This window comes from Amycolatopsis keratiniphila, assembly GCF_000400635.2.
GTDB classification, from domain to species: domain Bacteria; phylum Actinomycetota; class Actinomycetes; order Mycobacteriales; family Pseudonocardiaceae; genus Amycolatopsis; species Amycolatopsis keratiniphila.
In genome coordinates this window covers 5684516-5710310 of record NC_021252.1, presented here as the reverse complement: position 1 = coordinate 5710310, position 25795 = coordinate 5684516, and the positions used below count along the sequence as shown (strand labels likewise).

Here is a 25795-nt window from a genome sequence, read left to right as displayed (position 1 = left end):
GGGTACCGTCGGGGCCGTGCGTCCCGTTGACATCGAAGCCCTGACGGTCCCCGGCATCCTCGCGCTGCACGGCGACCTGCTGCTCACCGCGGTGAGCAGGCCTGATCTGAAGACGAACAGCTACCGCGGCGGCCTGCGCAAGGTCGACCTCGGCGGTGGCGGGGAAGGTCCCTGGACCCACGGGGCCAAGGACTCGGCCCCCGCCATCTCCCCGGACGGCCGGTGGGTCGCGTTCCTCCGGGCCGGAGAGGGCTCCGGGCGCGCGGCCAAGCCGCAGGTGCACGTGATTCCCGCGGCAGGCGGCGACGCGAAGCGGATCACCGATCTCCCCCTCGGCGCGGGCGCACCGGTCTGGGCGCCGGACTCCCGTCGCGTCGCCTTCGTCGCCCGCGTGCCGGAGCCGGGCCGCTACGGCACCGAGAACGCGGACGGCGAAACGCCGGAACCGGCTGAAGAAGCGCCGCGGCACATCAAGAACCTCTTCTACCGCGTCGACGACGCGGGTTTCCTCAACGACCGTCCACAACGTCTGTTCGTCGTGGACACCGCGGCCGCGCTCGACGAGGAGGAGCCCGCCGAGCTCACGCCACTGACCGACGACCGGGCCGACGTCGATCATCCTTCGTGGACGGACGACGGCGAGCACGTCCTGATCACCGCCCCGCGCGACTGGGCCGCCGAAGACACCGTCCGCTCGGACGTCTACGCCGTGCCCGCCGACGGCGGCGAACCCCGGCTGCTGGTCCGGTCGCTGGGCACCGCGGACCGGCCGGTCGTCGCGCCGGACGGTTCGATCCTGTTCTACGGCACCGAGTTCTCCGGGCAGGAGGAGATCGCCCGCAACACCGGGCTCTGGCGAGCGTCATGGCCCACCGGTGCCGAGCCGTCGTCCCCGCGGCGGCTGACCGACGTCGAAACGGTCGACTGCGACAACGCGGCGAGCCCGCCGGTCGTCTTCGGTGACGAGGTCCTCGTCGTGGTCCGCACCCGCGGCGCCGCCGAGCTGCGCGCCGTCCCCTTCTCCGCCGAATTGGCCGAGCTGAAGACGTTGCGGCACCTCGCCGGCGAGCGCACCGTGGTGAAGACGTTCGCCGTCGACGGCGAACGGATCGTCGCGGTGATCGGAACGCCCGAGAGCTCCGGTGACGTCGCGCTGCTGTCGGACGGGGCGCCGCGCGTGCTCACCGACTACTCGAAGGCGTTGCGGGACACCGGGATCCTGCCGCTGGAGGAGCTGGACACGACCGCTCCCGACGGCTATCCGGTCCACGGCTGGATCGTCCGGCCCGAGGGCGACGGGCCGCATCCTGTGGTCCTGATGGTCCACGGTGGACCGTTCGCGCCGTACGAGTGGAAGGTCTTCGACGAGGCGCAGGTGCTCGCCGCCGCGGGCTACGCCGTCGTACTGGGGAACCCGCGCGGTTCCGCGGGTTACGGCGAAAGCCACGGCCGGAGCATCGTGCACGGCTTCGGCACCGTGGACGCGGACGATCTGCTGGCCTTGCTGGACAAAGCGCTCGAACTGCCCAACCTGGACGGCGATCGCGTCGGCGTGATGGGCGGTTCGTACGGCGGCTTCATGACCAGCTGGCTCGCCGCGCATCACGGCGGCCGGTTCCGCGCCGCGTGGAGCGAGCGCGCGGTCAACGCCTGGGACTCGTTCGTCGGCAGCTCCGACATCGGCTGGTTCTTCGCCGGGGGTTACGTCGGGGACGACCCCGACGAGCAGCGCAAGCGCAGCCCGTTGACCTACGCGGGCAAGATCGACATCCCGTTCATGGTCGTGCACTCGGAGCAGGACTGGCGATGCCCGCTGGAGCAGGCGCAGCGGATGTACGTGGCACTGCGGCAGAACGGCGTCGCGGCCGAGTTCCTGCTGTTCCCCGGCGAGGGGCACGAACTCACGCGATCGGGGCTGCCCCGGCACCGGGTGCAGCGGTTCGACGCCGTGCTGGAGTGGTGGGGCCGCCACCTCTGAGCGTCATCACGGCACCGCCGCGGGCTACAGCTCGCGGCGGTGCTCGACGACCCAGGCCGCGACATCGAGCAGTTTGATGTTGGTGGTCTGCGACGACTCGACCAGCAACCGGAAGGCCTGCACGGCGTCGATGTCGTGGCGTTGCATCAGGATGCCCTTCGCCATGCCGATCACGTCGCGGTTCTCGACCGCGACGTGCAACCGGGCCTCCGTCTGCGCGCCGGCGAGCGCGATGGCGGCGTGGGTCGCGAACAGCCGTCCGTCGTCGTCGGCTTGATCGCCGAACGCGTCGCGAGCCCGGGCGTAGAGGTTCAGCGTGCCGAGGGTCTGATCGGTGACGAACAGCCGGTACACCAGCATCGACCGCACGCCGGTCTCGGCGGCCTTCGGCGTGAACTGCGGCCAGCGCGACTCCGAGGTCAGGTCGCCGGTGCGGAAGATCTGGCGTTCGGCGATCGCGTCGAGACACGGGCCCTGCTGGGTTTCGTACTGCAGATCGTCGATCGTGGAGACGACGGCGGCGGTCGGCGCGACGGTCCGGACCCGGCCCCCTGGCTCGATCAGGGAGACCCCGGCGTATTCCGCGCCCGGGACGTGATCGACCGCGGCCTTCACGATGGCCGCGAGGGTGGATTCGACGTCCGGCTCGGCCTGCAGCGTGCGCGAGATCCCGCCGAGCGTCGCGCTCAGACCGCTGCCGACCGTGTGTTCATGATCGTTCACGAAGGTCCCCTCTCCGTCGCCCGACAGGGACCAGAATAGTCAGCGCGGTCGCTTCGTTCAGCTCAGCAGGGTGTAGTTCAGCTCTTCGCAGACCCGGCCCAGCGGCACGTCGAGCCCCGGATGGTCCAAGGGGAGCAGCACGTCGGGCGCGATCGGCAGCGAGTTCCCGGCAGGCGGGTCCCACAGCGCGAGGGCGGGGCCGCCGGAGTCCATGGACGACCGGTACCAGACCCCGTCGAGGTCACCGAACGCGGCGCGGATGGCGCGCGCCCAGGCCTGGGTGATCTTCTTCGGGCCGCTGGAGATCTCCTGCGAGGCGCCGACGCGGGTCGGCCACAGGCCGGCGAGATCGAGCAGCCGCAGCGTGCGGGTCGGCCGGACGACCACCAGCCGCGGGCCGCGGGATTTGCGGTCGACCGTGGACGTGGTCTGGAAGACCTCCGCGATGCTGGTGCGCACGGTGAGCCCGAAGTACAGGACGCCGTTGCCGGGGTCGGTGACCGGGCGGCCGCCGCGTCCGGGGGTCTGCGGGTCGAAACGGCCGTGCGGGAGCGGGCCGCTGTAGCGGAACGAATTCCACTGCTGGGGGTGGTTGCCGTGCGCGGTGAAGATCCTGACCAGCCTGGTGCCGGGGTGCACCGTCACCACGTCGTTGGTGCGGTGCAGCTCCTTGACCAGGACAGAGCGTGCGGGCGGCAGGGGGAGCCGGGCCATACCTCGGGAGTCGTCCGTCCTTGTCGGGTGATCTTGCTCGTTGGGGTCAGCCTACGGCCTACCCCCGACTGGAATTCCGTCGTCGGGCAAGGATCTCAGAACGGCGAGCCCAGCGTGGCCACCAGTCTCGCGACGTGCTCGGGATCGCCGCCGGAGAGGAGCCATTGCCGCGGGGTCGCGGGATGGTCGTTGATCACCAGATCGGCCTGCGGGGTGCTCATGAACGCGGCGACGACGAGCGCGGGCTGGTCCTCGGGGACGGCACGCAGCACGACCTCCAGGCCGGGCAGCACCCCGGAGCCGGCGAACTGCCAGGCGGGCAACCGCCAGCCCTGGTCCTTCCAGCCGGTGAGCCTGCCCTCCTTCAGGCGGTGGCGGATACGGCTGTCGTCCACGCCCAGCGTTTTCGCCGCTTCCAGCACACTGAGCGCGGAATCGGCGAGCACGGCGTGCGCGGCGACCGTGCGGGCACGGAAGTCCGGCTCGTCCTCGCCGCGGGGTGAGAGGTCCAGGCCGACGTCGGTGAGCGCGGCTCGCTGGTCCGCCGAGAAGTAGTGCGACGGATCGGGGTTCGGTGGGGTCAGCCTCCGCGCCGCGTCCTCGACGAGGTTCAGGAACTCGTTGGCGTCGACCTTCAGGCCCGCCTTGGCGAGAACGTTCTCGAGCGCTATCGACATAGCGCCTAGGGTAACTCGTCTGTGCGGGTTCGTGCGGTCTCATCTCGATTTCGTGGGTGAATTCACCAGAGACGAACACGGAGTGCACGGAATCAAACACGTGCAGTAGGGATATCGCCATAGTGTGCCCGCATCGGGCGAGCTTGTCCAGGACTTCGGCTTGACAGGTGGTAAGCGGGAATTTACCGTCCGAAAGGTAAACGATTTCTTCCCACCGCTTCGGAGAACCCGGCTGGTGTGGGGCCGGCTTGGGGGAACAAGGGGGTGGGGCGTTCCTGGGCGGCCGGTGCGAACCGGTCGCCCAGGCACGTCGTGCACCTGGGTCAGCCGCGACGTGAGCTCCGGCGCACGATCAGCTTCGCCTGCAGCGTGGTCGTCGTGGCCTTGCGCGTGCCGTCGCCGATGCGGGCGAGCAGCAGTTCGGCGGCGACCCTGCCCACCTCGTTCGCGGGCTGCGCCACCACCGTCAGCGGCGGATCGATCAGCGTCGTCCAGGGCGCGTCGTCGAACGACACGATCCCCACGTCCTGTCCCGATCGCAGGCCGCGTGAAGCCAGCGCCTCCAGGACGCCGATCGCCATCGTGCTGTTGCCGATCAGCAGCGCGTCCGGCGGCTCGGGCTCGTCGAGCAGGCTGAGCGCGGCGAGCCTGCCGCCCTCCGCGCGGAACTCGGCCCGCCGGGTGAGCGCGTTCGCCTCGCCGACGGCGTCGGTGTAGCCGGCCAGCCGGTCTTCGGCCGTGCGCACCCCGGGCGGCCCGCTGACACAGGCGACCCGCCGGTAGCCGCCGTCGAGCAGATGCCGGGTCGCGTCCCGGGCGGCGAGGCGGGTGTCCACCAGCACCTGGTCGCCGGTGTTCTTGAGCAGCGGCCGGTCGACGGCGACCACGGGGGTGCCGCGTTCGGTCAGCCGGTCGACGTTGGTGGCCCGGCCGGTGGGGGAGAGCACCACGCCGGCGACCCGTTCCTGGAGGGCGACGTCGATGTAGCGCCGCTCCTTCTCCTCGTTGTCGTCGGCGTTGCACAACACCACCGAGTAGCCCGCGGTCTGCGCGATGTCCTCCACGCCGCGGGCGATCGCGGTGAAGAAGGGGTTCTCCACGTCGGAGATGATGAGCGCGAGGACCGCGGTCTCCTGACGGCGCAGATTCCTCGCGAGACCGTTCGGGTGATAGCCCAATTCCGCGGCGGCGGCCTGCACCCGTGCCGCGAGTACCGGGTCCACAGTGGACTTCCCGTTCAGCGTCCTCGACACGGTCGCCGTCGAAACCCCGGCCTTCGCCGCCACGTCGTTGATGGTGGCCACCGTGACCTCCCCTTCTGCAGGTGTATTGACACCTTCGCACGGGAAGAATAGCTTGACCGACAATCGTTACCATCCGCTGATCGCGCTACTCGCGCGGAGGAGTTCGGAGGGGTCGTGGGGGAACCGGGCCTGGTGCTCGGCATCGACATCGGCACTTCGAGTTCCAAAGGTGTCCTCGTCGATTCCCGGGGCGCCGTGGTGGCGCGGGCTTCCCGCCCGCACGAGACTTCCCGGCCCCGCCCCGGCTGGTTCGAGCACGACGCGGAAACCGTGTGGTGGCAAGACTTCCTCTCGCTGGCGAGAGAGCTTTCGGCGGCGGTCGCGGAGGATCATCCCATCATCGGGGTGTCGGTCAGCGGGATCGGGCCGGTGCTGTTACCCGCCGACGCTTCCGGCAAACCGTTGCGCCCGGCGATCCTTTACGGCGTCGACACCCGCGCATTCGACGAAATCCGGGAATTGAATCGGGAATTCGGCGAAGAATCCATTGTGGAACGTGGTGGGAGCGCGCTCGGCTCGCAGGCCGTCGGGCCGAAATGGCGCTGGCTGGCCAAGAACGAGCCGGACGTGTTCGAACGGGCGAAGCTCTTCTTGATGGCGAGTTCGTTCCTCGTCCTGCGGCTGACCGGTGAGTACGTCCTCGACCATCATTCCGCGAGCCAATGCGACCCGATGTACGACCTGCGCGAGGCCCGCTGGGCGGCCGACCGGGTCGCCGCGATCGCCCCCGGCGTCGAACTGCCCAGGCTCGCGTGGCCGACCGAGGTGGTCGGCTCGGTCACCGCCGAGGCGGCCGCGGAAACCGGCCTGCCGCAAGGGATCCCGGTGACGGCGGGCACGGTGGACGCGTGGGCCGAGGCGACCAGCGTCGGGGTCACCGCGCCCGGGGACACGATGCTCATGTACGGCACCACGATGTTCCTGGTCCAGATGCTCTCCGACCCCCGTCCCGGGCATGGGCTGTGGACGACTCGCGGCGCTTTTCCCGGTACTTACTCGCTCGCGGCGGGCATGGCGACCTCTGGCGCGATCACCGACTGGCTGCGAGAGCTCGTGGGCGGAGAGTTCGGCGACCTGGCGGCCGCGGCGGGCGAGGTCCCGGCGGGCAGCCGCGGCTTGCTGATGCTGCCGTATTTCGCGGGAGAACGGACACCGGTGCCGGATCCGGACGCGCGGGGCATCGTCGCCGGGCTCACCACCTCCCACGATCGGGCCGATCTGTATCGCGCGGCGCTGGAAGGAACGGCGTACGGGGTGCGGCACAACCTGGAAGCCATGCGGGAGGCAGGTGGCGGCACGGGACGGTTCGTCGCCGTCGGCGGTGGGACGCGCGGCGGGGTGTGGACGCGGATCGTCAGCGACGTCGCGCGGATCGACCAGGAGATCCCCGCGGAAACCGTCGGCGCCGCGTTCGGGAACGCCGTTCTCGCGTCCTTCGCGCTGGGGCGGGAGCCGGATATCGAAGCCTGGAACCCCGTCGCCGAAATCGTGCGTCCGAGCGCGGACGCCGATGTCTACGACGAGTTCTATCCGCACTATCGCGCGCTGTACGAGTCCACAGTGGACATCGCTCACTTCCTGGCGCGGAAGAATTCGCTCGCCTTCAGCCCGGAGAACTCCCGGCAATCCCGGCTCAAGTGAGCTTGATCGGCGTAGCCCGCCGAGAACGCCAGCGAGGCGAGATCCGGCGCCGATCCCGCGAGGCCGATGGCGCGCTGGAACCGGCTGACCCGCAGGTAGGTCGCCGGACCGTAGCCCACCGCGAGGGTGAACCGCCGCCGCAGCTGCCGCTCCCCGGTGGTGAACGGCTCCAGCGCGGCGGAAACCCTGGCCGCCCCGCCGTCCAGCCTGGCGATCAGCTCCGAAACCTCCCGGTCGGCCCGTCCGGCCCGGCGCCGCGCGACGACGTCGGTCAGCGAAGCGGCGCCGGAGAGCACCTGCTCGGCCAGCAGTTCGCCTTCCCGGCCCCACAGGTCGGCGAGGGGGACGCGCTGATCACGCAGCTCGTCGGCGCCCAGCCCGAGGACGTCGCCCGCCCTGCCCGGGGCGAACCGCACGCCGCGTGCCCGTTCGCCGGTCTCCCAGGTCCAGGGCGCCGTGTCCGGCCCGGCGACGAAGACCTCGCCGCCGCATTCCACGAGGTCCACACAGCAGTCGGGCACGATCCGCTTCGGCGCTCCGCCCGCTTCCTCCCACAGGCAACGCACCACGTCGGCCAGGCCGGGCGCCGTCGTCTCTCGATACACGGTTGCCATGATGCCCCCGGGGCACGACAGAATCAGGCCGTGTCCGAAGCAGAGATCGATTCACTGGCCTGGATCCACGTCCGCGACCGCCGCCTCCTGTCGGTGCGGACCGAGGGCAAGGCCAAGTTCTACCTGCCGGGAGGCAAGCGGGAGCCGGGAGAAGGCGACGTCGCCGGGCTGTGCCGGGAGATCCGGGAGGAGCTCGGCATCGAGCTCGACCCGCTGAGCTTCCGCTTCTTCGCGGTGCTGAACGAGCAGGCCGACGGTTACGCGGACGGCCGCCGCGTCCGCATGACCTGTTACACCGCCGGACATCGCGGGGAACCCGTGCCCGGACGCGAGATCGCGGAGTCCGCGTGGCTGTCCTCGGCCGACGCCCACCTCTGCCCGCCGGCGGGCAGGCGAGTGCTCGGGCTGCTCGCCGACACGGGTCTCGTCGATTGACGCGGTGTCACTCAAAGTGAGCTATTCGGCTCACTGTGTTTACGCCGATCGCTCTATGACCAGGCACTCCCCGCTCACTGGGACACCCAAAAGGGTGAATATCGGGTTTCTTCCCGATAACGGCTAACGCGGAGTCACCTTCGAGCGAGAAGTAGTCGACGCACTCGACGGAAGTGCGCTCGGACGAGAGAAGACCTCTCCATGGGTGTTCCCACCGCGACCCCTCCGGCATCGGCGCCGGAGCAGGGTGCCCCCGGCAGGCTGAAGCCGCTGGGGACCGTAGTGGTCGTGCTGGGTGTGGTGGCCGTCGCCATCACCCTCACCAGTTACGTGCTGCCGAAGGCCTCGCGGCCGGTGCAGAGCCCGCCCGCGCCGCGGGTCGAACAGGCCGCGGCCGCCGTGCGCACGGTGATCCATTCGGTCGTCTACGAGCTTTCCGGCGCGAAGGGCGCCAAGAACGTCACCTATGTCGCGCAGGGTTCCGAGCTCCTGCAGAAGACCGAAGTGACGGCGCCGTGGAGCACCACCTTCGAGCGCGAGAGCCAGGAAGGCCGCGACGAGTTCTACAGCCTTTCCGCGCAGGGTTCGGGCAGCGGCGCCTTGCGGTGCCGGATCGTCGTCGACGGCGAGGTCGTCAGCGACCGCACCGCCCCCGCTCCGGGCGCGCCGGTGACCTGCACGTCCTGATCCCTACGGCAGGATCATCCGGGTGACGGATGGTGCGATCGCGTTCGGCCCGGTGCTCGCCGTGGTCTTGGCCGTGCTGGCGATCTTCGGCGCGGCGGTGGTGCAGTTCGGGCGGCTGGGGCAGGGCAAGGCGGTGCTGTTCGCGGCCGCGCGCGCCGTCGTGCAGCTCGCCGCCGTGTCGCTGGTGATCGTCGGGATCCTGAAATCCGGCTGGCTGACCGGCGGTTTCGTGCTGCTGATGTTCGTGATCGCGGCGGTCACCTCCGCGCGCCGGATCGGGGTCGCGAAGGATCTCGCGTGGGTCGCGCTCGCCATCGCGTCCGGCGTGGTGCCGGTGCTGACGCTCGTGCTCGCGACCGGGGTGGTCCCGTGGCGGCCCATCGCGATCGTGCCGATCGCCGGCATCGTCATCGGCGGCGCGATGTCCGCGACCTCGCAGGCGGCGCGACGTGCCCTGGACGAACTCGTGACCCGGCACGGCGAGTACGAAGCCGCGCTGGCACTGGGTTTCCTTCCCCGCCCGGCCGCGCTGGAGATCTGCCGCCCCTCGGCGGGGCACGCGCTGATCCCCGCCCTCGACCAGACCCGGACCGTCGGCCTGGTGACCCTGCCCGGCGCCTACGTCGGTGTCCTCCTCGGTGGCGCCGGGCCGGTGCAGGCCGGGGTGACGCAGGTGCTCGTGCTGATCGGGTTGCTGGCCGCCGAGGCGGTCGCGGTCCTGGTCGTCGTGCACCTGGTCGCGGCGGGCCGGATCAGCCGAAAGGCGACTGAAGATGCGACGTGTCGTTGAACCGCCGCACCATCCAGGTCTCGCCCGACACCACGAGATGGGAGATCGAGCCGTTGTCCGCCCCGAGGAAGGCGAACCGGTTCGTCGCGCCGCTCGCCTGCGCGAAGACCTCGCCGATGACGCCGCCGTGGGTGAACACGGCGATCCTCCGGTCCGGGTTGGCCGCGGCGAGCCTGCCGATGGCCGCCTTGATCCGCCCGCCGAACGACTCCATCGTCTCCGCGCCGGGGATGACGTCCCAGCGCTGTTCGCGCCACAGCTCTTCGACGATCGGGTGACCTTCGTGGGTGTAGCGCCGGAAGAGGCCGTTCTCCCAGTCCCCGAGGTGGATTTCCCGTAGATCCGGCTCGACCTCCGGGGTTAGCCCGAGCTTCGCCGCGAGCGGTGCCGCGGTCTGCGGCGTCCGGCGCAGCGTCGTCACGTACAGCGCGGAGATCCGCTCGTCCGCCAGGCGGCGGCCCACCTGCTCGGCGTGGTCCCTGCCTTCCGGCGCGAGATCCGGATCGGCCTGCCCGTCGACGAGGTCGAACGGGTTGTCGCCCTTCGCCGGGGCTGATTCACCGTGGCGGACAAGGAAGATCTCGGTCGCGCCCGGGGGAGGTGAGAACCGGTGCTGGCGGTATTCGACTTCCTGCTCAGGGGTGCTCATACCCCGGACCCTACCGAGCTAACCGAGCTGCTTGTCCACGAAACACCAGCGCCAGGTCTCGCCGGGCTCGTGGCTGCGCATCACCGGGTGCAGGGTGTCGTGGAAGTGCTCGGTCGCGTGCTTGCCCGGCGAGGAGTCGCAGCAGGCGACGTTCCCGCATTTGACGCATTCGCGCAGGTGCACCCAGGTCATCCCGTTCTCGACGCAGACCGCGCAGACGTCCGGGGAGCTGGGCTCGACCGACGGCCAGTTCTTAGTCAGATGCTTGCACGTTCCCGCCGTCGCGGCGGGGGTGCGCAGTTCCCGATCGGAATCCGGCACGGTCTCTTCCTCCCTGTCCAGCATGGATTCCTCGATGTCGAGGCGTTCGAGGATCCGGCGCAGGACATCATCATCGGCCATCCCGGAGTCGCGCGCCTCCAGGAACTTCTCCCGTTCGACTTCGAGCAGCCTCAACCGAAGCCGCCGGTACGCGTCGCTCGGCGTTTCGGTCAGCGCGCTCTGCCTGCCGAGTTCCTCCCACGCGGAGTCCGAGCGGTGCTGGAGCCTGCTGCGCAGCCGCTCGACGATGTCTTCCGGGTCCTCGGGCGTCCGGATCTTCTCCAGCTCTTCGAGCGCGGCCCTCGTCATGTCGTGGAGCACGGCCGCCTCCTGCAGCGCGTCCTCGGCCGGATCGGGCGGCGGCAGCTTCAGGCGGCGGACCAGCACCGGCAGCGTCGTCCCGTGCAGCAGCAGCGTTCCCGCCACCACGACGAACGCGACCAGCACCAGCACGGCCCGCTGCGGGGTGTCCGCGGGCAGCACGAACGCCGCCGCGAGCGTGACGACGCCGCGCATCCCCGCCCAGGCGATCACGGCCGAGTACCGCCACGGCCAGGCGTGACGGCGGAACACGCGGCGTGCCAAGCCGATCCCCGCCATCCAGACGATCCGGGTGACGATCGTCGCGGCCAGCGTGGCGGCGCAGATCAGGATCAGTTCCATCGCGGTCAGCCCGCTGTCGCCGACCTCGGTCATGATCCGGCGGACCTGCAGCCCGATCAGCAGGAAGACGATGTTCTCCAGCAGGAACTGGATGGTCTGCCAGTTCAGCCTGCTGGCCAGCCGCGAACGCCCCGAAAGCATGCTCGGCGCCTTGTGCCCGAGGATCAGCCCCGCGACGACCACGGAGATCACGCCGGAACCGTGGATCGCCTCGGCGGCGAGGTAGGCGACGAACGGGACCACCAGCGAGAGCGCGGTGTCGGTGACCGGATCCTCGAGCCGGGTGCGGATCAGCGCGGCGAGCGCGCCGACGGCGAACCCGATCAGCAGCCCGCCGCCGGCGGCCAGCAGGAAATCGCCGCCGACCTGCAGCAGGCTCACCGAACCCGCGATGGCCGCGATGGCGGTCCGCAACGCGACCAGCGCGGCCGCGTCGTTGAACAGGCTTTCGCCCTCCAGCAGCCGGGTCAGCTTGCGCGGCATCCCGACCTTGCGGGCGACGGCGGTGGCCGCGACCGCGTCCGGCGGCGCGACCACCGCGCCGATCGCGAGCCCGGCGGCCAGCGGCAGCCCGGGGATCACCAGCCACGCCACGACTCCGACCGCGGCCGTGGTGAAGATGACGAGCCCCACCGACAACAGAAGGATCGGCCCGCGATTACGGCGGAAGTCGATGAGCGATGTGCGGATCGCGGTGGCGTACAGCAGCGGCGGCAACAGCCCCAGCAGCACGACCTCGGGGTCCAGTTCGTACTCCGGGACACCCGGGATGTACGAGGCGACGACCCCGACCGCGATCAGGCACAGCGGTGCCGACCAGTCGAGTTTCCGCGCCGCGGCGGTGACCAGGAGGACGGCCACCACCAGTGCCACGAGTTCTACCGCGATCTCCACGCCGCTCATCATCACCCGAGAGCGTCACGGCGCGCGCACCGAGGCCCGGCTACCGCTCTTCGAAACGCACCAGGTTGCCCGCCGGATCGCGGAAAGAGCAGTCGAAAGCGCCCCAGGACTGCTTCATCGGTTCTTGGACGACGTCCGCGCCCTGCGCCTGGATCCGGTCGAAGGTGCCGATCAGGTCCGGGGTGGACAGCACGATGATGCCGTGGACGCCTTTGGCCATCAGTTCGGCGATGGTCGTGCGTTCCTCGTCGGTGAGCTCCGGATCGGCGGCGGGCGGGCGGAGCAGGAGCGACGTCCCGGGCTGCCCCGGCGGGCCGACCGTGGCCTGGAGCGGGCCCTCGTCACGCACTTCGAAGCCCAGGATGTCGCGATAGAAGGAAACCGAAGCCCCGAGATCGTCCGCGGGGAGGTAGGACGCCTGAATCGAAAGGGTCATACGACTCAAGGTAGGTCGGCGCGCGGCGGAGTCGCTTCTCGATTCCTGATCGGTCGCATGACCTGTTTGACGACGCAGCCGGGCATGCCCCGGCCGTCTTCCGCGGCCTGCTTGCGGTACACGCTCGGCGAGACGCCGACCAGCTCGGAGAAGCGCGTGCTGAACGTGCCCAGCGACGAGAAACCGACGTCGAAGCACACCTCGGTGACCGACATGTCCCCGCGCCGCAGCAGCATCATGGCCCGCTCGATCCGGCGGGTCATCAGGTAGCTGTAGGGCGACTCGCCGTACGCGGCCCGGAACTCGCGGCTCAGATGCCCGGCGGAGACGTGCACGCCGCGCGCCAGCGCTTCGACGTCCAGGGGCTGCGCGTAGTCGCGATCGATCCGGTCGCGGACGCGGCGCAGCATCGCGAGGTCCCGCAGGCGCGGGTCGGGTTTGCCGGTCACCCGGAAAGCGTAACCCACCCCGGACACCGAAAGGCCCCTTCGCCCGGCGGCGAAGGGGCCCTCGCAGGCGACTCCCGGACTAGAGCGTGATCTTGTCGACGTTCGGACCGCCGTTCGCCGTGGTGGCGACGGCCTTGATCTGGTTCACTCCCGCCGCCAACGTCACCTTGACGGTTCTCGTCGTCCAGTTCGGCCAGGCGCCGGTGCCGCCGAAGCCGACGCCGGACGCGCTGATCGAACCGTTGACGGAGAAGTCGAGCGGCCGGTTCGACGTCGTGCCGTTGGCGTACCGGACGACGACGTCGTAGGTGCCCGCGGCGGGCACGTTGACCGTCCACTCGACCGAGCTGCCCGCCACGTTGTCGTAGTTGACGAACCCGGTGCCGGTGAACCCGGCGTGGTTGGACTCCACCGCGCCCTGGTCGATCGTGGCGTCCTCCGCCTGGTAGTCGACCGGGGTGGCCGGGCCGGAGCCGTCGGCCGGAACGGTCTGCGTCCCGGTGTTCCAGCCCGAGACCCGCACCGAAGGCTTGGAGCCCTTGAGGTCGGCCGTGCGGTACTTCGCGGTCAGCGTGGTCGTCTCACTCGGCCAGAGGCTCACCGCGTTGTCGTTCCACTCCACCGGCAGCACCGGCTTGCCCGCGGCGTCCACGACCTTCGAATCGACGTAGAACGCCGGGAGCTTGCCGCCCGAGGTGTTCTTCAGCGTCACGGTGGTCGTGGTGGTGCCGTCGGCGCCGGCCACCGACTTCGCCGTCGCGCTGACGGCGGACTGGCCGAGGCTCTTCAACCCGGTCAGATCGGCGTAGCCAGACTGCGGCGTGTAGTACCAATCGCTGCCGCCCCAGTTCAGCGTGTCGGCCTTGGTGGAGAGCCAGTACACGTTCCGGCTGACCTCCTTGCCGGACGAGTCGGTGAGCACGAGCTTCGCCAGGTAGGTGTTCGACAGCCCGCTCACCGCCGGGACGGTGACCGCGGTGGCCTTGGCGCCCAGCGCGCCGACCGACAGCCCGGTCTTGGTGTTGCTGTACTTCTCGGTGCCGTCGAGGTTGTACAGCTTCGTGGTCGCCGTCAGCCCGCTCACCGCGTTCGACGTCTGGTTGATCACCACGACCGACCGGTTGTCGTGCGAGTACTGGATGTGCAGCGGCTCGTTCGCCTTCTTCGCCCCGTAGTAGGCGCCGTTCTGGTCCATGTAGGCGTCGAACAGCTGCCAGTGCAGCGAGGTCCACGGGCTGTTGAGCATCCAGTAGATCAACCCGGTCGACGGGTTGGTCGAGTCGGTGTAGTTGCGCGAGTGCGACTCGAACTCGGCGCGGACGTTCTCGTACTGCGCGAGCTGCGCCTTCCGCACGAAGTCGTTCAGGTCGGCGGGCGCGCCGTAGCGCTTGGTCAGCGCGTTGGCGAACAGCTTCAGGTTCGCGAACGTCGTCGACGAAGAGCGGTGGTATTGGGGCGCCGACGGGTCCTTCCACATCGTTTCCAGCTCACTGGCCGACATCATCCGCTTCAACGTGTCCATCGTCGGGATGTCGACGCCCGCGCTGGTCTCGGAGTTGAAGCTCCACGCGCCGCCACGGTCCTTTTGCGACTTGTCGTACCAGTAGACCGGCGGGACGTAGTCGTACGGGCCGTTCATCTTCATCCCGGACGCGCCCGTGATCGGGGACGGCCGCTTCGACGCCGACGGGATCACCGGGAGGGTGAAGTCGGCGGCCTTCATCGCGTCGAGGTAGCCCTGCTCGATCCGCTGGTCCGGCGCGAAGTCGCTGCCGATGTGGAAGGAGATGACACTCGGGTGGTCACGCAGGCGTTCGGCCTCGGAGAACATCGACGCCTTGGCGATCGGGTAGTCCGACTCGACCCACGGCTCGCCCTTTTCCTCGCCGTTGACGTGGCCTTCCCACTTGTCGCAGCATTCCCAGCCGGGCATGGTCAGCACGCCGAGGTCGTCGGCGAGGTCGAAGAACTCGTCCGGCTCGATGTGGCCTTCCAGCCGGACCGTGTTGAGCCCGAGGTTCAGCACGTACTTGAGCTTGTCGGCCGCCGCGGTCTCGTTCCAGCGCAGGAACAGGTCCGGCGTGTAGCCGCCGCCGCGGATCAGCAGCGGCTTGCCGTTGACGCTGTACTGCCGCCCGCCGCTGGAGTTCAGCGGCGCCTTGACGTCGCGGACACCGAACTTCGACTTCGAGCTGTCCGACGGCGTGCCGCCGACACTCGCGGTCAGGTCGAGTTCGTACCGGTGCTGGCCGCCCATCCCGGCGGGCCACCACAGGTTCGGCTTGTCGAGGCCGACGACCCCGAAGGTGACCGTCTTGCGCTCCTTCGCCGCCAGCGAGACGGTCTGGCTGACCGGCTTGCCCGCGACGGTGCCGGAGACGGTGGTCTGCACCGCGGCGGCCGAGTCGTTGCGGACGTCCGCCTTCACCGTGAGGTCGGCGTGGTCGAGCGCGGAGTTCAGTTTCTGGACGACGTGGGCGCTGCGCAGCGCGACCGGGCCGCCGCGCCGGACGAGGACGTCGCGCACGATGCCCATGTTCTGGTCCGGCGGGGTCTGCGCCCAGTCGATCCAGCCCATCGAGAGGTCGTTGTTGGGGTCGTTGGGGTAGACCTTGAACGCGACACTGTTGACGCCCTGGCGCACGTGCTCGGTGATGTCGAGGTCGTGGCGGGTGTAGGCGCCGTTGACCTGGTCCTTCGTCGCGATCCGGACGCCGTTGACCCAGACGTCGGCCTTGGAGAGCACGCCGCTGAAGTCGAGGTACGTGCGCTTCGAGGTGTCCTCGACGTTCAGGTCCGTGCGGTACCACCACGGCACCGAGAACTGCGCGGTCGGGACGTTCTTCATGTTCGTCGAATAGAACGGGTCGGCGTACTTGCCGTTCTGCAGCAATCCGGCGTAGACCGTCGAACGCGACGACACCGGGTACCAGCCGGCGGTGGGGAAGCCCGGCTTCGACACCGCGGAATCATCGCTGACCTGTGCCGAAGACTGGATCACGAAGCCGGGGATCGGGGTGGCGCCGGTGGAAAGCGGGACGGCCACTTCCGCGCCGGTGGCGGCGGGGGCGGTGGTCACCCCGCAGACCGCGGCGGCCAGCGCGGTGACGGTCAAGGCCAGTAACGGGATCCGGGTTCTCTTCTGCCGAAAACTCACGAGCGCGCCTCCTCGGGCACACGGCGGCGGACCTGGGCGGAAATCGTTAAGAAAGTTCCCTAACAATGTTGGGGGAGATAGTAGCCGCCTCGTGGCGCGGAGAACAGACCCTTGCGCCGGACTCAGCCGACGGGCGCCACGTAGATCCACTGCCCGTCGACGCGGACGAAGGCGCTGTTCTCGTGCATGCTGTCCGCCCGGCGATCCTGGCGGTAGTGGGCCCGGAACTCCACGGTGCCCTCGTTCTCCAGTAGTCCGCCGCCGGTCTTGCCGAGGATCTCCAGGAACGTCCAGCGCTGCCCGGGGTCGAGTTCGAGATCGGCCGGCCGCGTCTTCGGATGCCAGGTCTTCGTGAGGTACGCGGTGTCGCCGACGGCGAACGCGCTGAACCGCGACCGCATCAGGAGTTCGGCGGTCGGCGCGGTCGCGGCGCCCCGATGGAAGCGGCCGCAGCAGACGCCGTAGGGCTCGCCGAGACCGCAGGGGCAACGGGAATCGTCGGTGATCACAGGCACGCCGCCGATTGTGTCATCGTGCCGTCGCGGTGGTTTCGAGGTCTCGGGCCTGCTTGAGCCATAGGGTGAACAGGTCGGCGTCGATGTCGTCGACCGAGCGCAGCTTGACGTGTGCCATCTCCCGCGCGCTCGGCTCCAGCCTGCCGGAAGCGTCGTCGACGTGCTGCCCCTTCCAGAGGGCGAACGTGACATACGACGAGTACGCCTTCATCAGGCAGACGAGGTTCTTGCCGACGGCTTCGCCGGCGCTCCAGGTGGGGGAGGCGTGGTACATCGCCTCGATGGAGCCGGGCAGGGCGGCGTTGACGATCGGGCGCAGCGCGACGGCGACCTCGCGCAGGTTCTCGGGCAGCGCGGCGATGTAGTCGTCGACGTTCGCGAACTTGGCCATGACTTGGATCCCTTCGGTCGGTGTCCTGCGCTCAGCAAACCCTCCGAAGGGTCAAGTTGTCAAGACAAAAAAATTAGTCGGTGGGTTTGAACGTCTGACCTCGCGTTTCCAGGGCTTCGCGGATGATGCGGAGCGCTTTGGGGCCGACGCCGTGCAGGCTCGCGAGCTCGGCTTCGGTGGCGCGGGTGAAGTGCTCCAGCCGGGTGTAGCCGGCGCCGGTGAAGGCGCGGGTCGCCGGTTTGCCGATGCCGGACGGCAGGTCGGTCTGGTCGTCCATGGGTCCTCTTCGGTCAGTGGCCGGTCCTGGTCGCCTCCATTGTGGATCGCCGGTGGTCAAGGTGAGGGGAACTCGACGGCGACTTCGACCGCGGTCTCGAGCGTCGTTTCGCTCGGCCGTCCACCCGCGGGAGCGGATTCGGCGATCACGACAAGCTTTTTGGCCAGACGGGAGTCGTAGTTCTTCCCGGTGAAGCGGCTACCGGGCGGGGCCTCGCCGAAGAGGATGACGTTGCCGGTGCCGTCCTTGTCGATGAGCCGTTTCAGGTCACCCGCTCGGCTCGCCGTCGGCATCCTCACCCACGCGACGGAGACGTCGATGGTGTTGCCTGCGCCGTCGTCGACGGTGACCAGCATGCGGTCGAGATCGGCGCAAGGGTGGCGCAGGAAGAAACGCTGGACCTCGCCGAAGGAATGCGGCCCGCATTCGAGCTCCCGCTTGGCCTGCTTTTTGATTTGGCGCCAGCCCATGCGTTGCCAGGCTTCGGAGTGGCGGCCCTTTTGTGCGGATTTCTTGCTGGAGCTTTTGCCTTTGAGGGCTTGGCTCGCGGCGGAATCGAGGGAGGCGGTGGCGCCTCCGCCGATCCCGATGCTCGCACCGCCGACGGCCAATGCGCCTCCGGTGACCACGGCCGCCGCAGTGATGGCCGCGCCTTTTTTCGGTTTGTCGTCACCGAATGGACGCGGTTTGCCGTTTATCGTTCTGACCATACTTTCCGTCCCCTCCCAAGTCCGGAACGGACGATCTTGCTCCGGGTGCCGCGGCGGAAACGAGGACTTCCGTGCGAATACGCCCGAATGGCGCAGTCGGCCTTCGTGGACCCGCCGGTGGTGAACAGTTCCGGCGGCCATGGGCCTGTCGCCCCTGGTGGCGGAGGTCTTCGTCGCCGATGCGGTGGACAAGTCCTGCGGATCTTCTGTCGTGATCGGTTCGGCGGCGGTGGACTGTGTGGATTTTGGGACGTTGGATGTCCCGAAATCCACACGGTCACCAGGCATGCCGAGGGGCCCGTCGCCTGGGATGGCTGGCGGGCTCCTCGGGGGTCAGACGTGATGCAGGGTGTTACGCCGGGGTTGTCGGAGCGGATCCCGGTATTGGGGTGGGATGAACTCCGGTAACCCATCGGCCGCCATCCGTACTTCCCAGTCACCGTGATGAATCAACCGATGATGAAACCCACAGAGCAGCACCAGATTCCGAAGATCCGTCGGTCCGCCGTCTGCCCAGTGCTCAATATGATGAGCGTGGCAATTCTTCGGCCTCCGATGACATCCCGGGAACGCGCAGCCGCCGTCGCGGATGTTCAACGCCCGGCGTTGGCCGGGGGTGACGAACCGTCTCAGGCGACCCATATCCAACGGCTCACCCGAGCCGCTCATCACGACCGGCAACATCAAGCAGTCGCAGGCAGCGAGCCGGGCTTCCCGAGCGGTCATCGTCCCCACGAAGTCCAAGCACGCGGTCCCGAGACCGGACTTCAGTTCCTCAAGCCCGATGGTGACGTGCACCAATGTCCGGTAGCCGCTGGTGCCGGGCTGGTCTGGGCAGGCGATGGCCAGATCGAGGAGTTCGGCCCAGGCGTCGCCCATGCGTTCGCACTTCATCCGCAGATCCGCCTGGCCGAACTCGTCGACGGGGCGGGGCTGGGCATGCGCCTCCAACGCAGTTGCGGTGCGGGCACCGGTCTCATCGTCGAGCAGGCCGGTCAGCTTCCAGAAGCCGTCCTTGCGGCGTTCCAGAGTGATTTCCCGGCGTGGTTCCTTGGGCTCGGGATCCTTCGGCTCGTTGCCGTCGGGATTCAGCCAGCCCATCAGTTTCGCTTCGGCCTTGGAGAGTTGCCGGGGTCCGGCGGTCGGGGCGAGGTCCGCGAGGATCTTCTCCGCGCTGGCCCGATCTTCGGCGGAGGTGTCGGCGGGGAGCTTCTTCAAGATCTCCAGGATCTGGTCGATCCGCTCGTCGCCGACCAGTCCCTGAGCGGCGACCGCGGCAGTGCGGGGAGCGACAGGCGGAACCTCCGTGCCGTCCAAGGCCCGGGTGGGGTTCAAGGCGATCGCCCGCTTCACCACCGCACCCGCCTCACCCCGCGACAACCCCGCCATCTCCGCGAACCAGCTGGCCGTACTGCCATGCCCATACAAGTCTTTGACGCCCCGATTCTCGATCTCCGCCAGAAACCGCCCCAAACAAGCGGTCGCCATCCGGATCACCTGCAACGACTGCTGCACGCCATGCGCAAGCTCCAGCTTGCCGGCGCGCCACAGCTCCTGCGGCAACTCGGGGAGGAAGGTCTCGGACACCCCTCAATAATACCGCAAACCCGTCGAACATGTGTTCGTAATTTTAAGCAACAAGCGAAACCGCACTAACAACACTGAAGGGTGATATCGCCCCACGCGGAGGCCACGCAAAGAAAGCGCACCGCATTTAGCCGACTAAATGCACCCGGTGAGTCGGCAAGCGCGAAGCGAGTAACCGGCCGAACGCGAACAGCGGTCACCTAACATCCACACCATGACGACAGGCACCACGACGACAGTGGAACTGACCCGCTTCAAAGTCCCCGCCGACCGCGCGGACGAACTGCTCCAGGCCCGCCCCGCGATGGTCGCCGACTTCCGGGCCGACCGGGAGGGGTTCCTCGACGCCCAGCTGATCCGGGTCGACGAGGAGACCTGGCTCGACGTCGTGTGGTGGCGTTCCTCCGAGGACTTCGCGGCGTCCAGGGAGAAGGGCGCGAACCTGCCGGGGATCAAGGCCTTCTTCGCGCCGATCGCCGAGCTGGTCTCGGCCGAGGAGGGTGTCACGGGCGACCACATACCGGGACAGGAAATATCACCGCCGCCAGTCCGTTGACCAGGGAGAACGCGCAAGGTCACGGAAGGAATCGGCGATGAGCACAGACACGTTCACCCGGGACTGGCAGGACTGGAAGACCCAGCGCGAGCGCGATCTCGCCGATCCGCTCGGCTGGCTCGCCCTGGTCTCGCTCGACTGGCTGGAGGACAAGCCACGCGCGTACGAGGGGTTGCCCGGGTTGTGGTGGCAGGACGCTGACGCGGCGTACCTCGACCCGCAGGGCGCGGACCTCTCGCACGACGGCGAACGCGTCACCGGCGTCCGCCGCTTCGAGCTGGTCAACAGCGGCGCGACCACCCGGGTCGTCGCCGGTGACATCGAGATCGAGGTGGCGCGTCGGGGCGGGTATCTGATCCGGACGCACGACCCGAAGGCGCCGGTGCTCAACGCTTTCCGCGGTGTCCCGGCGTACGAGCCCGACGAGGCCTGGGTGTTGTCCGGGACCTTCGAGCCCTTCGACGAACCGCGGCCGACGACGGTCGGAGCGGTCGTCGAAGGGCTCAGCCACGTTTACGTCTCCCCGGGCATCGTGCGCTTCGAGCACGACGGCGCGGAGCACACGCTCACCGCCTTCAACGGCAAGAAGGACGGTCTGCTCATCCTGTTCACCGACGCCACGAGCGGTGTCACCACGTACGCGGCGAACCGGTCGCTCGCGGTACCCGAGCCCGCCGAGGACGGGTCGGTCGTCCTCGACTTCACCCGCGCGACGAATCTGCCGTGCGCGTTCACCGATTTCGCCACCTGCCCGTTGCCGCCGGCGGGCAACGATCTGCCGTTCGCGGTGGAAGCGGGGGAGAAACTGCCCTACGAACGCACACCCTGAACCGTCGCTAGCGCCGTCATCGCCTCCTGTTCGCGCTGGGCCAGCTCGGACAGGACGGCGGACGCGTCGTTCAGCGGTCGGGCTTCGCCGGTTTCCCCTGCCTGTGTGAACAAGCGCGCGACTTCGGTCCACAGTGGAGTGATTTCGCGGTACTTCTCATACGCGGCATGGAGACCGGCGTCGTCGACAAGGCTCGTGCACTCTTCGAGGAAGTCTCGGTAGATCCGGCGGAAGAGCGCGCCGCCGGTGCCCGCCCGTTCCATCAGGCTCGCCGCCTGCGGCAGGTCGCGAGCCGGATCGTCGCTGCGTTCCAGCCATTTCCGCACCTGTACGGCGGCCTTGCCGATACCGCGATATCCGAGGTTCGCGATGGGCGGGTTGAGAAACTCCGCCGCGTTGGCCCGCACCGCGGTCCGGATGGCGTCCGGAAGCGGCACGAGAGGCCCCTCCGCGGTGATGGTGAACGAACGGTTCTTCGCGGTCATCGGGCCTTTCTCCGCGCGGGCGCGTTCCAGGCTCGCCAAGGATGTCGAGACCGCGCCACCCTGCTGGGCCGTGTCGACGACAAAGGCCCGCTCGTCGTCATAGCCGTACAACGCGACGAAATGCCCTCCAAAGTGGACCTTCGAGGTGAAGTACTCCAGGTGGTACGAGTCGAGTTGCAGGCCGACCGGCGCCCCGGCGTCGATTTCCTCGGCCACGTTGCGCCACGACGTGCGCACCGACGACGTCTCCTTGACCCGCAAGGTGAGTCCGAGCCGGTCGGTCAGCTTCCGTGTGATCTCGGCGGGCTTGGCGCGCCCGCCGAGGAAGGGGAACGGCAGGTTCTTCCCGTCCCAGTAGACGAAGCCGAGGCCTTCGCCGAGTCCGAACAGCATCGGCTCGGAAAGCTCGATCCCGGCGTGCCGCAGGAGGACGTCGAGTGTGCTGGTCTCGCAGTGCTCCCCGCCCGTGGTCTTGATTCCGTCGAGGATCACGAGGCCACCGGCCACGCGATCTCGGTGCGGTACGCCTCGGGAGCGACCGACGGTCCGGGCGCCACCAGGTACAACTCCTCGGCGGGCCCCGCGAGGACGCGGTCGCGTTCGGCGATCCAGCGGCCGAGTGACCGGTACGCGGTCTCGACGTTCTCGTAGCCACCCTCGTGAATCGTCGCCACCAGCAGGCCACCGGGAAGCTCGGCGGCGCCGATGTCGCCGTCGTCCCGCACCGGTTCGTCCACGGGCACGAACAATTCGGCCGTCAACTCGTCGGGATCGGTGGCGAGGTAACGGGTCCCGGGCGGCCCTGACGGCCTGATCCCCTGCAGGTCGAGCGCCGCGAACAGCCGCGCGTACGCGGGCCCGATCAGCTCCGCCAGGCCGTTCAGCGGAGTCCGGATCGACAGACGGGCGATCTGCTGCGGCGCGCGCACACGCTCGTAGACGTGCAGCCATCGCGTCGGTTCGGCGAGCACGGAGTCGAGTTCGTCGCTGATCGCCGCGAGTTCCGCGGCCCGCGCCGCCACCCGGTCGTGATGCCGTTTGATCGCCGCCTTCACCTCGTGCGGGTCGCCCGCGTCCAGGATTCCGGCGATCTCCGCCAGCGGCACTTCCAGCTCCCGGAGCCGCCGGATCAACCCCGCGCGGGCGAACTGGTCGAGCGAATACCGGCGGTACCCGGTGCCTGGGTCGGTGACGGCGGGCACCAGCAGCCCGATCCGGTCGTAGTTCCGCAGCGCGCGGACCGACAGCCTGGTGGCGTGCGCGAACACGCCGATCGGCATCAAGGTCGTCATGGGACCAGCCTGAACCCTCTCCCCGGGAGAGGGTCAAGCCGGTACCTCACCCCAGTGACAGCCGATCGAGATCCGGCGCGGACGCGTGGTCGTTGCCCAGTTCGATCGTGTTCGGCCCCGCTTTCAGTTCGACCGGCAAGGACGTCGTGAGCCGGGTGTTGTTGCCGGCACCGTCGACCTTCACCTCGATCGGCGTGCCGCCGTTGACCGTGACGAAGTACGAGCGCGGCCCGTTGACGGTGAAGTCGATGTAGAGGGTGTATCGCCTGGTCTCGGGCACGGTGACGCCGTCGAAGCGCACGACCGAACCCGGGTCGCCGCCGATGTTGCGCACCTTCTGGCCACCCGAGCACACGCCGCAGTTCGTGACGCCCGCGTCGCCGACGTCGTTCGCCGAGTCTTCGGCCTCCCGCATGAAGACCCGGTCCGCCGGTCGTGGGCTCACCCGGACCGGTTTACTCACCGTTTTCGCCCGTCCGAGCAGCTCGAACGACGCGGTGACCGGGATGTCGGCCGTGGTGACGCCTTCGGGGGAGACGAGCGTCCAAGAGGCTTCCAGCTCATCCCCGACGCGCATGGACTCCGCCGTGGCCGGGGCACCCCGCAGGGTCCAGCCCGCCGGGACGACCGGGGCCAGAGAGACCTTCCCGATCGCGTCATCGGCGTCGAGCCGGAGCTTCGCCGTCACCCGCAAGGACTGCTGTCCAGTCGAGAGCCATTGGATGCCACCGGGTTCGACGGTCAGAGTCGTCTTCGGCGTGTAGGACGACGGCGGCAGGGGAGCGATCGCGATCCGGTCGAGGCCCGGCCCCGAGCGTGCGTCGCTGAACACCTTGACGCTGTTGGTGCCGGCGTTCAGCGCGACGGGGATCGCCGTCGACGCCACGACTCCCGGCGTTCCGGCGCCGATCGCGGTCTCCACGGGGGCACCGCCGTTGACGCTCACCGCCACCGAGGTCGCGGGCCCACCCGTGGTGTCGAGCTGAAGCCGGTGGCTTCCGGCTTCGGCGGCCATCACGGCCGGAAAGGTGACCGAGTTGCGCGGACCCCCGCCGAGGCCGGTGACCTGGAACGATCCGGAGCAGGACGAGCAGTGGCCCAGGTGGGCACGGCCGTCGTGATCGTTGCGGGAGGACTCGGCCTCCAGCGGACCCTGCGCGCCCGGAACCGAACTCGGGTAGCCGTACGCCACCTTGACCTCGTCGATGGCCAACTGCCGGTAGAAGGGTTTCGCCTGCGGTCCCGACCAGGTGTTCAGCACCTCGAGTTTGATGAACCGGGTCTGCCGTTCGCCGAAGTCGATGAACTGCACGCCGCGGGCGCTCGGCATCGCGCCGGTGCGGACCGGCTCACCCCAGTTCCGCCCGTCGTCGCTGACGTAGAGGCGATAGTCCTTGATCCGGGCCGAGTCCTCCGGCCTGCCGAACGATTCGCGGGCGTGGGTCGGCGACATCTCGCGCTGATTCACCGCGAGGTAGGCCGCGGTCCGCCGCCTCCCGAGGTCCAAGGTCACCGAGACCGGCTGTTTGCCGTCGGCGTCCCAGTAGTTCTCGAAGTTCCCGTCGACGAGGTTCGACGCCGGATGTCCTTCGCGTGCGGACGAAGCGGTCGCCTTGATCGTCCGGGAGTCGTGGAAGCCCCGCTGCCCGGCCGTCTCCACCTTGAACACGGTGTCGTAGGTGTCCCAGTCCTTGATGTCCACAATGGTCAGATAGCCGCCGGATTGACTGAACCGCAGCTGCTTCCCCGTGCGCACGTCCGACACCCTGGTCACCTTGTAGCCGTTGTCGCGCAAGCGGAGCAGGTCGGTGCGCGGCCGGGTGACGACGTGGAGGTACTGCGTTCCGGCGCCGGGCTCGACGGTGATGACGCCGTGCGCGCCGTCGTTCCAGAACCCGGGTTGCATCCCTCCGTACATGTAGCCGCCGCCCTCCTTGCCCTGCAGGGAGGACTTGATCGGCGGCACCCAGCTCGCCATGAAGTTGTTGTACGCCTCCTGTTGCGGCGGGAACTTCCCGTTCACCATCGGGGTTTCGGCCATGAGCGACTTCATCGACGAACCCGCGTTGGCGATGTAGCGCCCGGTGGACAGCCGGAAATCGACGGCCTGATCGGTGCCGTCGTACCACCAGCCACCGTTGGTCGGCAGCTTGTAGTCGGCTTCGGTGAGCCTCGGCATCGGGGTGAAGGCGGCCTGCGGATAGTCGTACGACGGGGTGATACCGGTCTTCTGCTCGTTGCTGACCGTGTCCATGATCGGGGTGTCCTCGTTGTTGTTGCTCAGCAACCAGGACGGGCGGTTCTCGCGGATCTGTTCGTAGAGCTTGTTCTTTTCCCAGTACTCGTTGTCGTTGTCGATCCAGAATCCGGCGAGGTCCGCATAGCGGTCCATGACCTCGTGGAAGAGGTCGTAACTGTACTCGCCGAAGCCCCGGCGGGTGGTGAGGTCGACCTGCTTGCCCTTGTAGGCGGAGTACGCGGCGGAATCCAGCGACTCGACGCCGGTTTCCTTGTGCCACTGGGGATCATCGGTCATGTAGAGGATCGTCCGGACACCCTTCGCGTTGCCTGCCTTGACGAGTTCGCCGAGGAGGTCGCGACGGGTGGAGCAACTGCCCGGGATCGCCGACGGCCATGGCCGCGCGTAGCCCAGCCTGCTGTGGAAGGTGGCCAGCACGATGTAGGAGGCGCCGAGCTTGCGGGCCTCGTCCACCCAGTAGTCCGCGTTCCAGCCGCCTTCGGTGACGGCGCGTTCCCAAGCGGCGCAGTCGGTCTGGCGTGGCGCGGTGAACATGCCCCAGTGGAGGAAGAGCCCCGCGGTGGCCTCGCGCAGCCACTTCTGGCGGGGATGGTGCACTTCCGCGCTCGCCGGAGTCGTGGTGAGCAGGCCTGCCAGCAGGGCGAGGACCAGGGCGAGCCAGGTAGCGCGGTGAACTCTCATGACCATCCGCTCTCATCCGGGGCATGGTTACCGAGAGATCCGATGATTGCGGCAGAAATCGTGGTGGTCAA

Annotated in this window: 25 protein-coding genes; 7 read left to right on the top strand and 18 right to left on the bottom strand. The window is 68.7% G+C overall.

Annotated features, from left to right (window positions below; genetic code table 11):
* Nucleotides 1–16: 16 nt before the first annotated feature.
* Nucleotides 17–1978 carry a S9 family peptidase gene (locus AORI_RS66680; RefSeq protein WP_016335463.1) on the top strand — a complete coding sequence of 654 codons (1962 nt, stop codon included), beginning with the start codon at nucleotides 17–19 and terminating at the stop codon, nucleotides 1976–1978.
* 24 nt (nucleotides 1979–2002) lie between these two features.
* On the opposite strand, the gene AORI_RS66675 is transcribed toward AORI_RS66680, so the two are convergent.
* The 4 genes from AORI_RS66675 to AORI_RS66660 all read right to left on the bottom strand — a co-directional run bounded on the left by AORI_RS66675 (nucleotide 2003) and on the right by AORI_RS66660 (nucleotide 5396).
* Nucleotides 2003–2701: a GAF and ANTAR domain-containing protein gene (locus tag AORI_RS66675; RefSeq protein WP_016335462.1), complete on the bottom strand. Its 699-nt coding sequence runs from the start codon at nucleotides 2699–2701 to the stop codon at nucleotides 2003–2005.
* Nucleotides 2702–2758: 57 nt separating this feature from the next.
* A complete protein-coding gene (locus tag AORI_RS66670) occupies nucleotides 2759–3415 on the bottom strand; it encodes an RES family NAD+ phosphorylase (protein WP_016335461.1) in 657 nt (218 codons plus the stop codon).
* A 95-nt stretch (nucleotides 3416–3510) separates the two neighbouring features.
* Nucleotides 3511–4092, bottom strand: a complete 582-nt coding sequence (locus AORI_RS66665) for a hypothetical protein (RefSeq protein WP_016335460.1) — start codon at nucleotides 4090–4092, stop codon at nucleotides 3511–3513.
* Nucleotides 4093–4415: 323 nt separating this feature from the next.
* The gene (locus tag AORI_RS66660) at nucleotides 4416–5396 is read right to left on the bottom strand and encodes a LacI family DNA-binding transcriptional regulator (protein ID WP_016335459.1); all 981 of its coding nucleotides are present in this window, start codon (nucleotides 5394–5396) and stop codon (nucleotides 4416–4418) included.
* Nucleotides 5397–5510: 114 nt separating this feature from the next.
* Here AORI_RS66660 and AORI_RS66655 point away from each other — a divergent pair, with 114 nt between their 5' ends.
* On the top strand, nucleotides 5511–7037 hold the full coding sequence (locus AORI_RS66655; protein WP_016335458.1) for an FGGY-family carbohydrate kinase: 1527 nt from the start codon (nucleotides 5511–5513) through the stop codon (nucleotides 7035–7037).
* On the opposite strand, the gene AORI_RS66650 is transcribed toward AORI_RS66655, so the two are convergent.
* The gene (locus tag AORI_RS66650; protein ID WP_046199827.1) at nucleotides 6968–7651 is read right to left on the bottom strand and encodes a helix-turn-helix domain-containing protein; all 684 of its coding nucleotides are present in this window, start codon (nucleotides 7649–7651) and stop codon (nucleotides 6968–6970) included. The genes AORI_RS66655 and AORI_RS66650 overlap by 70 nt on opposite strands.
* A gap of 30 nt (nucleotides 7652–7681) precedes the next feature.
* Here AORI_RS66650 and AORI_RS66645 point away from each other — a divergent pair, with 30 nt between their 5' ends.
* The 3 genes from AORI_RS66645 (at nucleotide 7682) to AORI_RS66635 (ending at nucleotide 9563) form a co-directional block, all read left to right on the top strand.
* The gene (locus tag AORI_RS66645; RefSeq protein ID WP_016335457.1) at nucleotides 7682–8086 is read left to right on the top strand and encodes an NUDIX hydrolase; all 405 of its coding nucleotides are present in this window, start codon (nucleotides 7682–7684) and stop codon (nucleotides 8084–8086) included.
* A 201-nt stretch (nucleotides 8087–8287) separates the two neighbouring features.
* The gene (locus tag AORI_RS66640; protein ID WP_016335456.1) at nucleotides 8288–8773 is read left to right on the top strand and encodes an MmpS family transport accessory protein; all 486 of its coding nucleotides are present in this window, start codon (nucleotides 8288–8290) and stop codon (nucleotides 8771–8773) included.
* 22 nt (nucleotides 8774–8795) lie between these two features.
* Nucleotides 8796–9563, top strand: a complete 768-nt coding sequence (locus tag AORI_RS66635) for an ABC transporter permease (protein WP_016335455.1) — start codon at nucleotides 8796–8798, stop codon at nucleotides 9561–9563.
* Here the strand turns inward: AORI_RS66635 and AORI_RS66630 are convergent.
* The 10 genes from AORI_RS66630 to AORI_RS66585 all read right to left on the bottom strand — a co-directional run bounded on the left by AORI_RS66630 (nucleotide 9526) and on the right by AORI_RS66585 (nucleotide 19621).
* A complete protein-coding gene (locus tag AORI_RS66630) occupies nucleotides 9526–10212 on the bottom strand; it encodes a histidine phosphatase family protein (protein ID WP_016335454.1) in 687 nt (228 codons plus the stop codon). The two genes, AORI_RS66635 and AORI_RS66630, sit on opposite strands and share 38 nt — an antisense overlap.
* Nucleotides 10213–10230: 18 nt before the next feature.
* Nucleotides 10231–12099: a Na+/H+ antiporter gene (locus tag AORI_RS66625; protein ID WP_081809808.1), complete on the bottom strand. Its 1869-nt coding sequence runs from the start codon at nucleotides 12097–12099 to the stop codon at nucleotides 10231–10233.
* Between the two features lie 40 nt (nucleotides 12100–12139).
* The gene (locus AORI_RS66620) at nucleotides 12140–12535 is read right to left on the bottom strand and encodes a VOC family protein (RefSeq protein ID WP_016335452.1); all 396 of its coding nucleotides are present in this window, start codon (nucleotides 12533–12535) and stop codon (nucleotides 12140–12142) included.
* A 5-nt stretch (nucleotides 12536–12540) separates the two neighbouring features.
* Nucleotides 12541–12945 carry a helix-turn-helix transcriptional regulator gene (locus AORI_RS66615; protein ID WP_199749084.1) on the bottom strand — a complete coding sequence of 135 codons (405 nt, stop codon included), beginning with the start codon at nucleotides 12943–12945 and terminating at the stop codon, nucleotides 12541–12543.
* A gap of 118 nt (nucleotides 12946–13063) precedes the next feature.
* Entirely contained in the window at nucleotides 13064–16141 is a 3078-nt protein-coding gene (locus AORI_RS66610) for a glycosyl hydrolase 2 galactose-binding domain-containing protein (protein WP_016335450.1), read from the bottom strand.
* Nucleotides 16142–16263: 122 nt separating this feature from the next.
* Nucleotides 16264–16650: a YchJ family protein gene (locus AORI_RS66605; RefSeq protein WP_016335449.1), complete on the bottom strand. Its 387-nt coding sequence runs from the start codon at nucleotides 16648–16650 to the stop codon at nucleotides 16264–16266.
* 19 nt (nucleotides 16651–16669) lie between these two features.
* Complete coding sequence (locus tag AORI_RS66600) at nucleotides 16670–17047, bottom strand: DUF1801 domain-containing protein (protein WP_016335448.1); 378 nt, start codon at nucleotides 17045–17047, stop codon at nucleotides 16670–16672.
* A gap of 73 nt (nucleotides 17048–17120) precedes the next feature.
* The gene (locus AORI_RS66595; protein ID WP_016335447.1) at nucleotides 17121–17324 is read right to left on the bottom strand and encodes a helix-hairpin-helix domain-containing protein; all 204 of its coding nucleotides are present in this window, start codon (nucleotides 17322–17324) and stop codon (nucleotides 17121–17123) included.
* Between the two features lie 56 nt (nucleotides 17325–17380).
* Nucleotides 17381–18307 (bottom strand): hypothetical protein, encoded by a 927-nt coding sequence (locus AORI_RS84425; RefSeq protein ID WP_228688180.1) that lies wholly within the window; start codon nucleotides 18305–18307, stop codon nucleotides 17381–17383.
* 60 nt (nucleotides 18308–18367) lie between these two features.
* On the bottom strand, nucleotides 18368–19621 hold the full coding sequence (locus AORI_RS66585; RefSeq protein ID WP_016335445.1) for an HNH endonuclease signature motif containing protein: 1254 nt from the start codon (nucleotides 19619–19621) through the stop codon (nucleotides 18368–18370).
* A 214-nt stretch (nucleotides 19622–19835) separates the two neighbouring features.
* Between AORI_RS66585 and AORI_RS66580 the strand changes: the two genes are divergently transcribed.
* Together AORI_RS66580 and AORI_RS66575 are read left to right on the top strand one after the other, a co-directional pair.
* The gene (locus AORI_RS66580) at nucleotides 19836–20177 is read left to right on the top strand and encodes an antibiotic biosynthesis monooxygenase family protein (protein WP_043848227.1); all 342 of its coding nucleotides are present in this window, start codon (nucleotides 19836–19838) and stop codon (nucleotides 20175–20177) included.
* A gap of 37 nt (nucleotides 20178–20214) precedes the next feature.
* Entirely contained in the window at nucleotides 20215–21006 is a 792-nt protein-coding gene (locus AORI_RS66575; RefSeq protein ID WP_016335443.1) for a DUF1684 domain-containing protein, read from the top strand.
* On the opposite strand, the gene AORI_RS66570 is transcribed toward AORI_RS66575, so the two are convergent.
* The 3 genes from AORI_RS66570 to AORI_RS66560 are packed head-to-tail and all read right to left on the bottom strand — an operon-like array spanning nucleotide 20988 to nucleotide 25730.
* Complete coding sequence (locus AORI_RS66570) at nucleotides 20988–21983, bottom strand: BtrH N-terminal domain-containing protein (RefSeq protein ID WP_043848974.1); 996 nt, start codon at nucleotides 21981–21983, stop codon at nucleotides 20988–20990. The two genes, AORI_RS66575 and AORI_RS66570, sit on opposite strands and share 19 nt — an antisense overlap.
* On the bottom strand, nucleotides 21980–22783 hold the full coding sequence (locus AORI_RS66565; protein WP_016335441.1) for a MerR family transcriptional regulator: 804 nt from the start codon (nucleotides 22781–22783) through the stop codon (nucleotides 21980–21982). Before AORI_RS66565 ends, AORI_RS66570 begins: the two co-directional genes overlap by 4 nt.
* Before the next feature lie 46 nt (nucleotides 22784–22829).
* Complete coding sequence (locus AORI_RS66560) at nucleotides 22830–25730, bottom strand: alpha-L-fucosidase (protein WP_016335440.1); 2901 nt, start codon at nucleotides 25728–25730, stop codon at nucleotides 22830–22832.
* Nucleotides 25731–25795: the final 65 nt, after the last annotated feature.

What these genes read in the sequence shown, in the direction of transcription:
- AORI_RS66595 (WP_016335447.1), bottom strand. Translation starts at nt 17,324, where the DNA reads ATGGACGACCAGACCGACCTGCCGTCCGGCATCGGCAAACCGGCGACC.
- AORI_RS66580 (WP_043848227.1), top strand. Translation starts at nt 19,836, where the DNA reads ATGACGACAGGCACCACGACGACAGTGGAACTGACCCGCTTCAAAGTC.
- AORI_RS66575 (WP_016335443.1), top strand. Translation starts at nt 20,215, where the DNA reads ATGAGCACAGACACGTTCACCCGGGACTGGCAGGACTGGAAGACCCAG.
- AORI_RS66615 (WP_199749084.1), bottom strand. Translation starts at nt 12,945, where the DNA reads ATGCTGCGCCGCGTCCGCGACCGGATCGATCGCGACTACGCGCAGCCC.
- AORI_RS66620 (WP_016335452.1), bottom strand. Translation starts at nt 12,535, where the DNA reads ATGACCCTTTCGATTCAGGCGTCCTACCTCCCCGCGGACGATCTCGGG.
- AORI_RS66625 (WP_081809808.1), bottom strand. Translation starts at nt 12,099, where the DNA reads ATGAGCGGCGTGGAGATCGCGGTAGAACTCGTGGCACTGGTGGTGGCC.
- AORI_RS66670 (WP_016335461.1), bottom strand. Translation starts at nt 3,415, where the DNA reads ATGGCCCGGCTCCCCCTGCCGCCCGCACGCTCTGTCCTGGTCAAGGAG.
- AORI_RS66640 (WP_016335456.1), top strand. Translation starts at nt 8,288, where the DNA reads ATGGGTGTTCCCACCGCGACCCCTCCGGCATCGGCGCCGGAGCAGGGT.
- AORI_RS66630 (WP_016335454.1), bottom strand. Translation starts at nt 10,212, where the DNA reads ATGAGCACCCCTGAGCAGGAAGTCGAATACCGCCAGCACCGGTTCTCA.
- AORI_RS66665 (WP_016335460.1), bottom strand. Translation starts at nt 4,092, where the DNA reads ATGTCGATAGCGCTCGAGAACGTTCTCGCCAAGGCGGGCCTGAAGGTC.
- AORI_RS66565 (WP_016335441.1), bottom strand. Translation starts at nt 22,783, where the DNA reads ATGACGACCTTGATGCCGATCGGCGTGTTCGCGCACGCCACCAGGCTG.
- AORI_RS66600 (WP_016335448.1), bottom strand. Translation starts at nt 17,047, where the DNA reads ATGGCCAAGTTCGCGAACGTCGACGACTACATCGCCGCGCTGCCCGAG.
- AORI_RS66560 (WP_016335440.1), bottom strand. Translation starts at nt 25,730, where the DNA reads ATGGTCATGAGAGTTCACCGCGCTACCTGGCTCGCCCTGGTCCTCGCC.
- AORI_RS66650 (WP_046199827.1), bottom strand. Translation starts at nt 7,651, where the DNA reads ATGGCAACCGTGTATCGAGAGACGACGGCGCCCGGCCTGGCCGACGTG.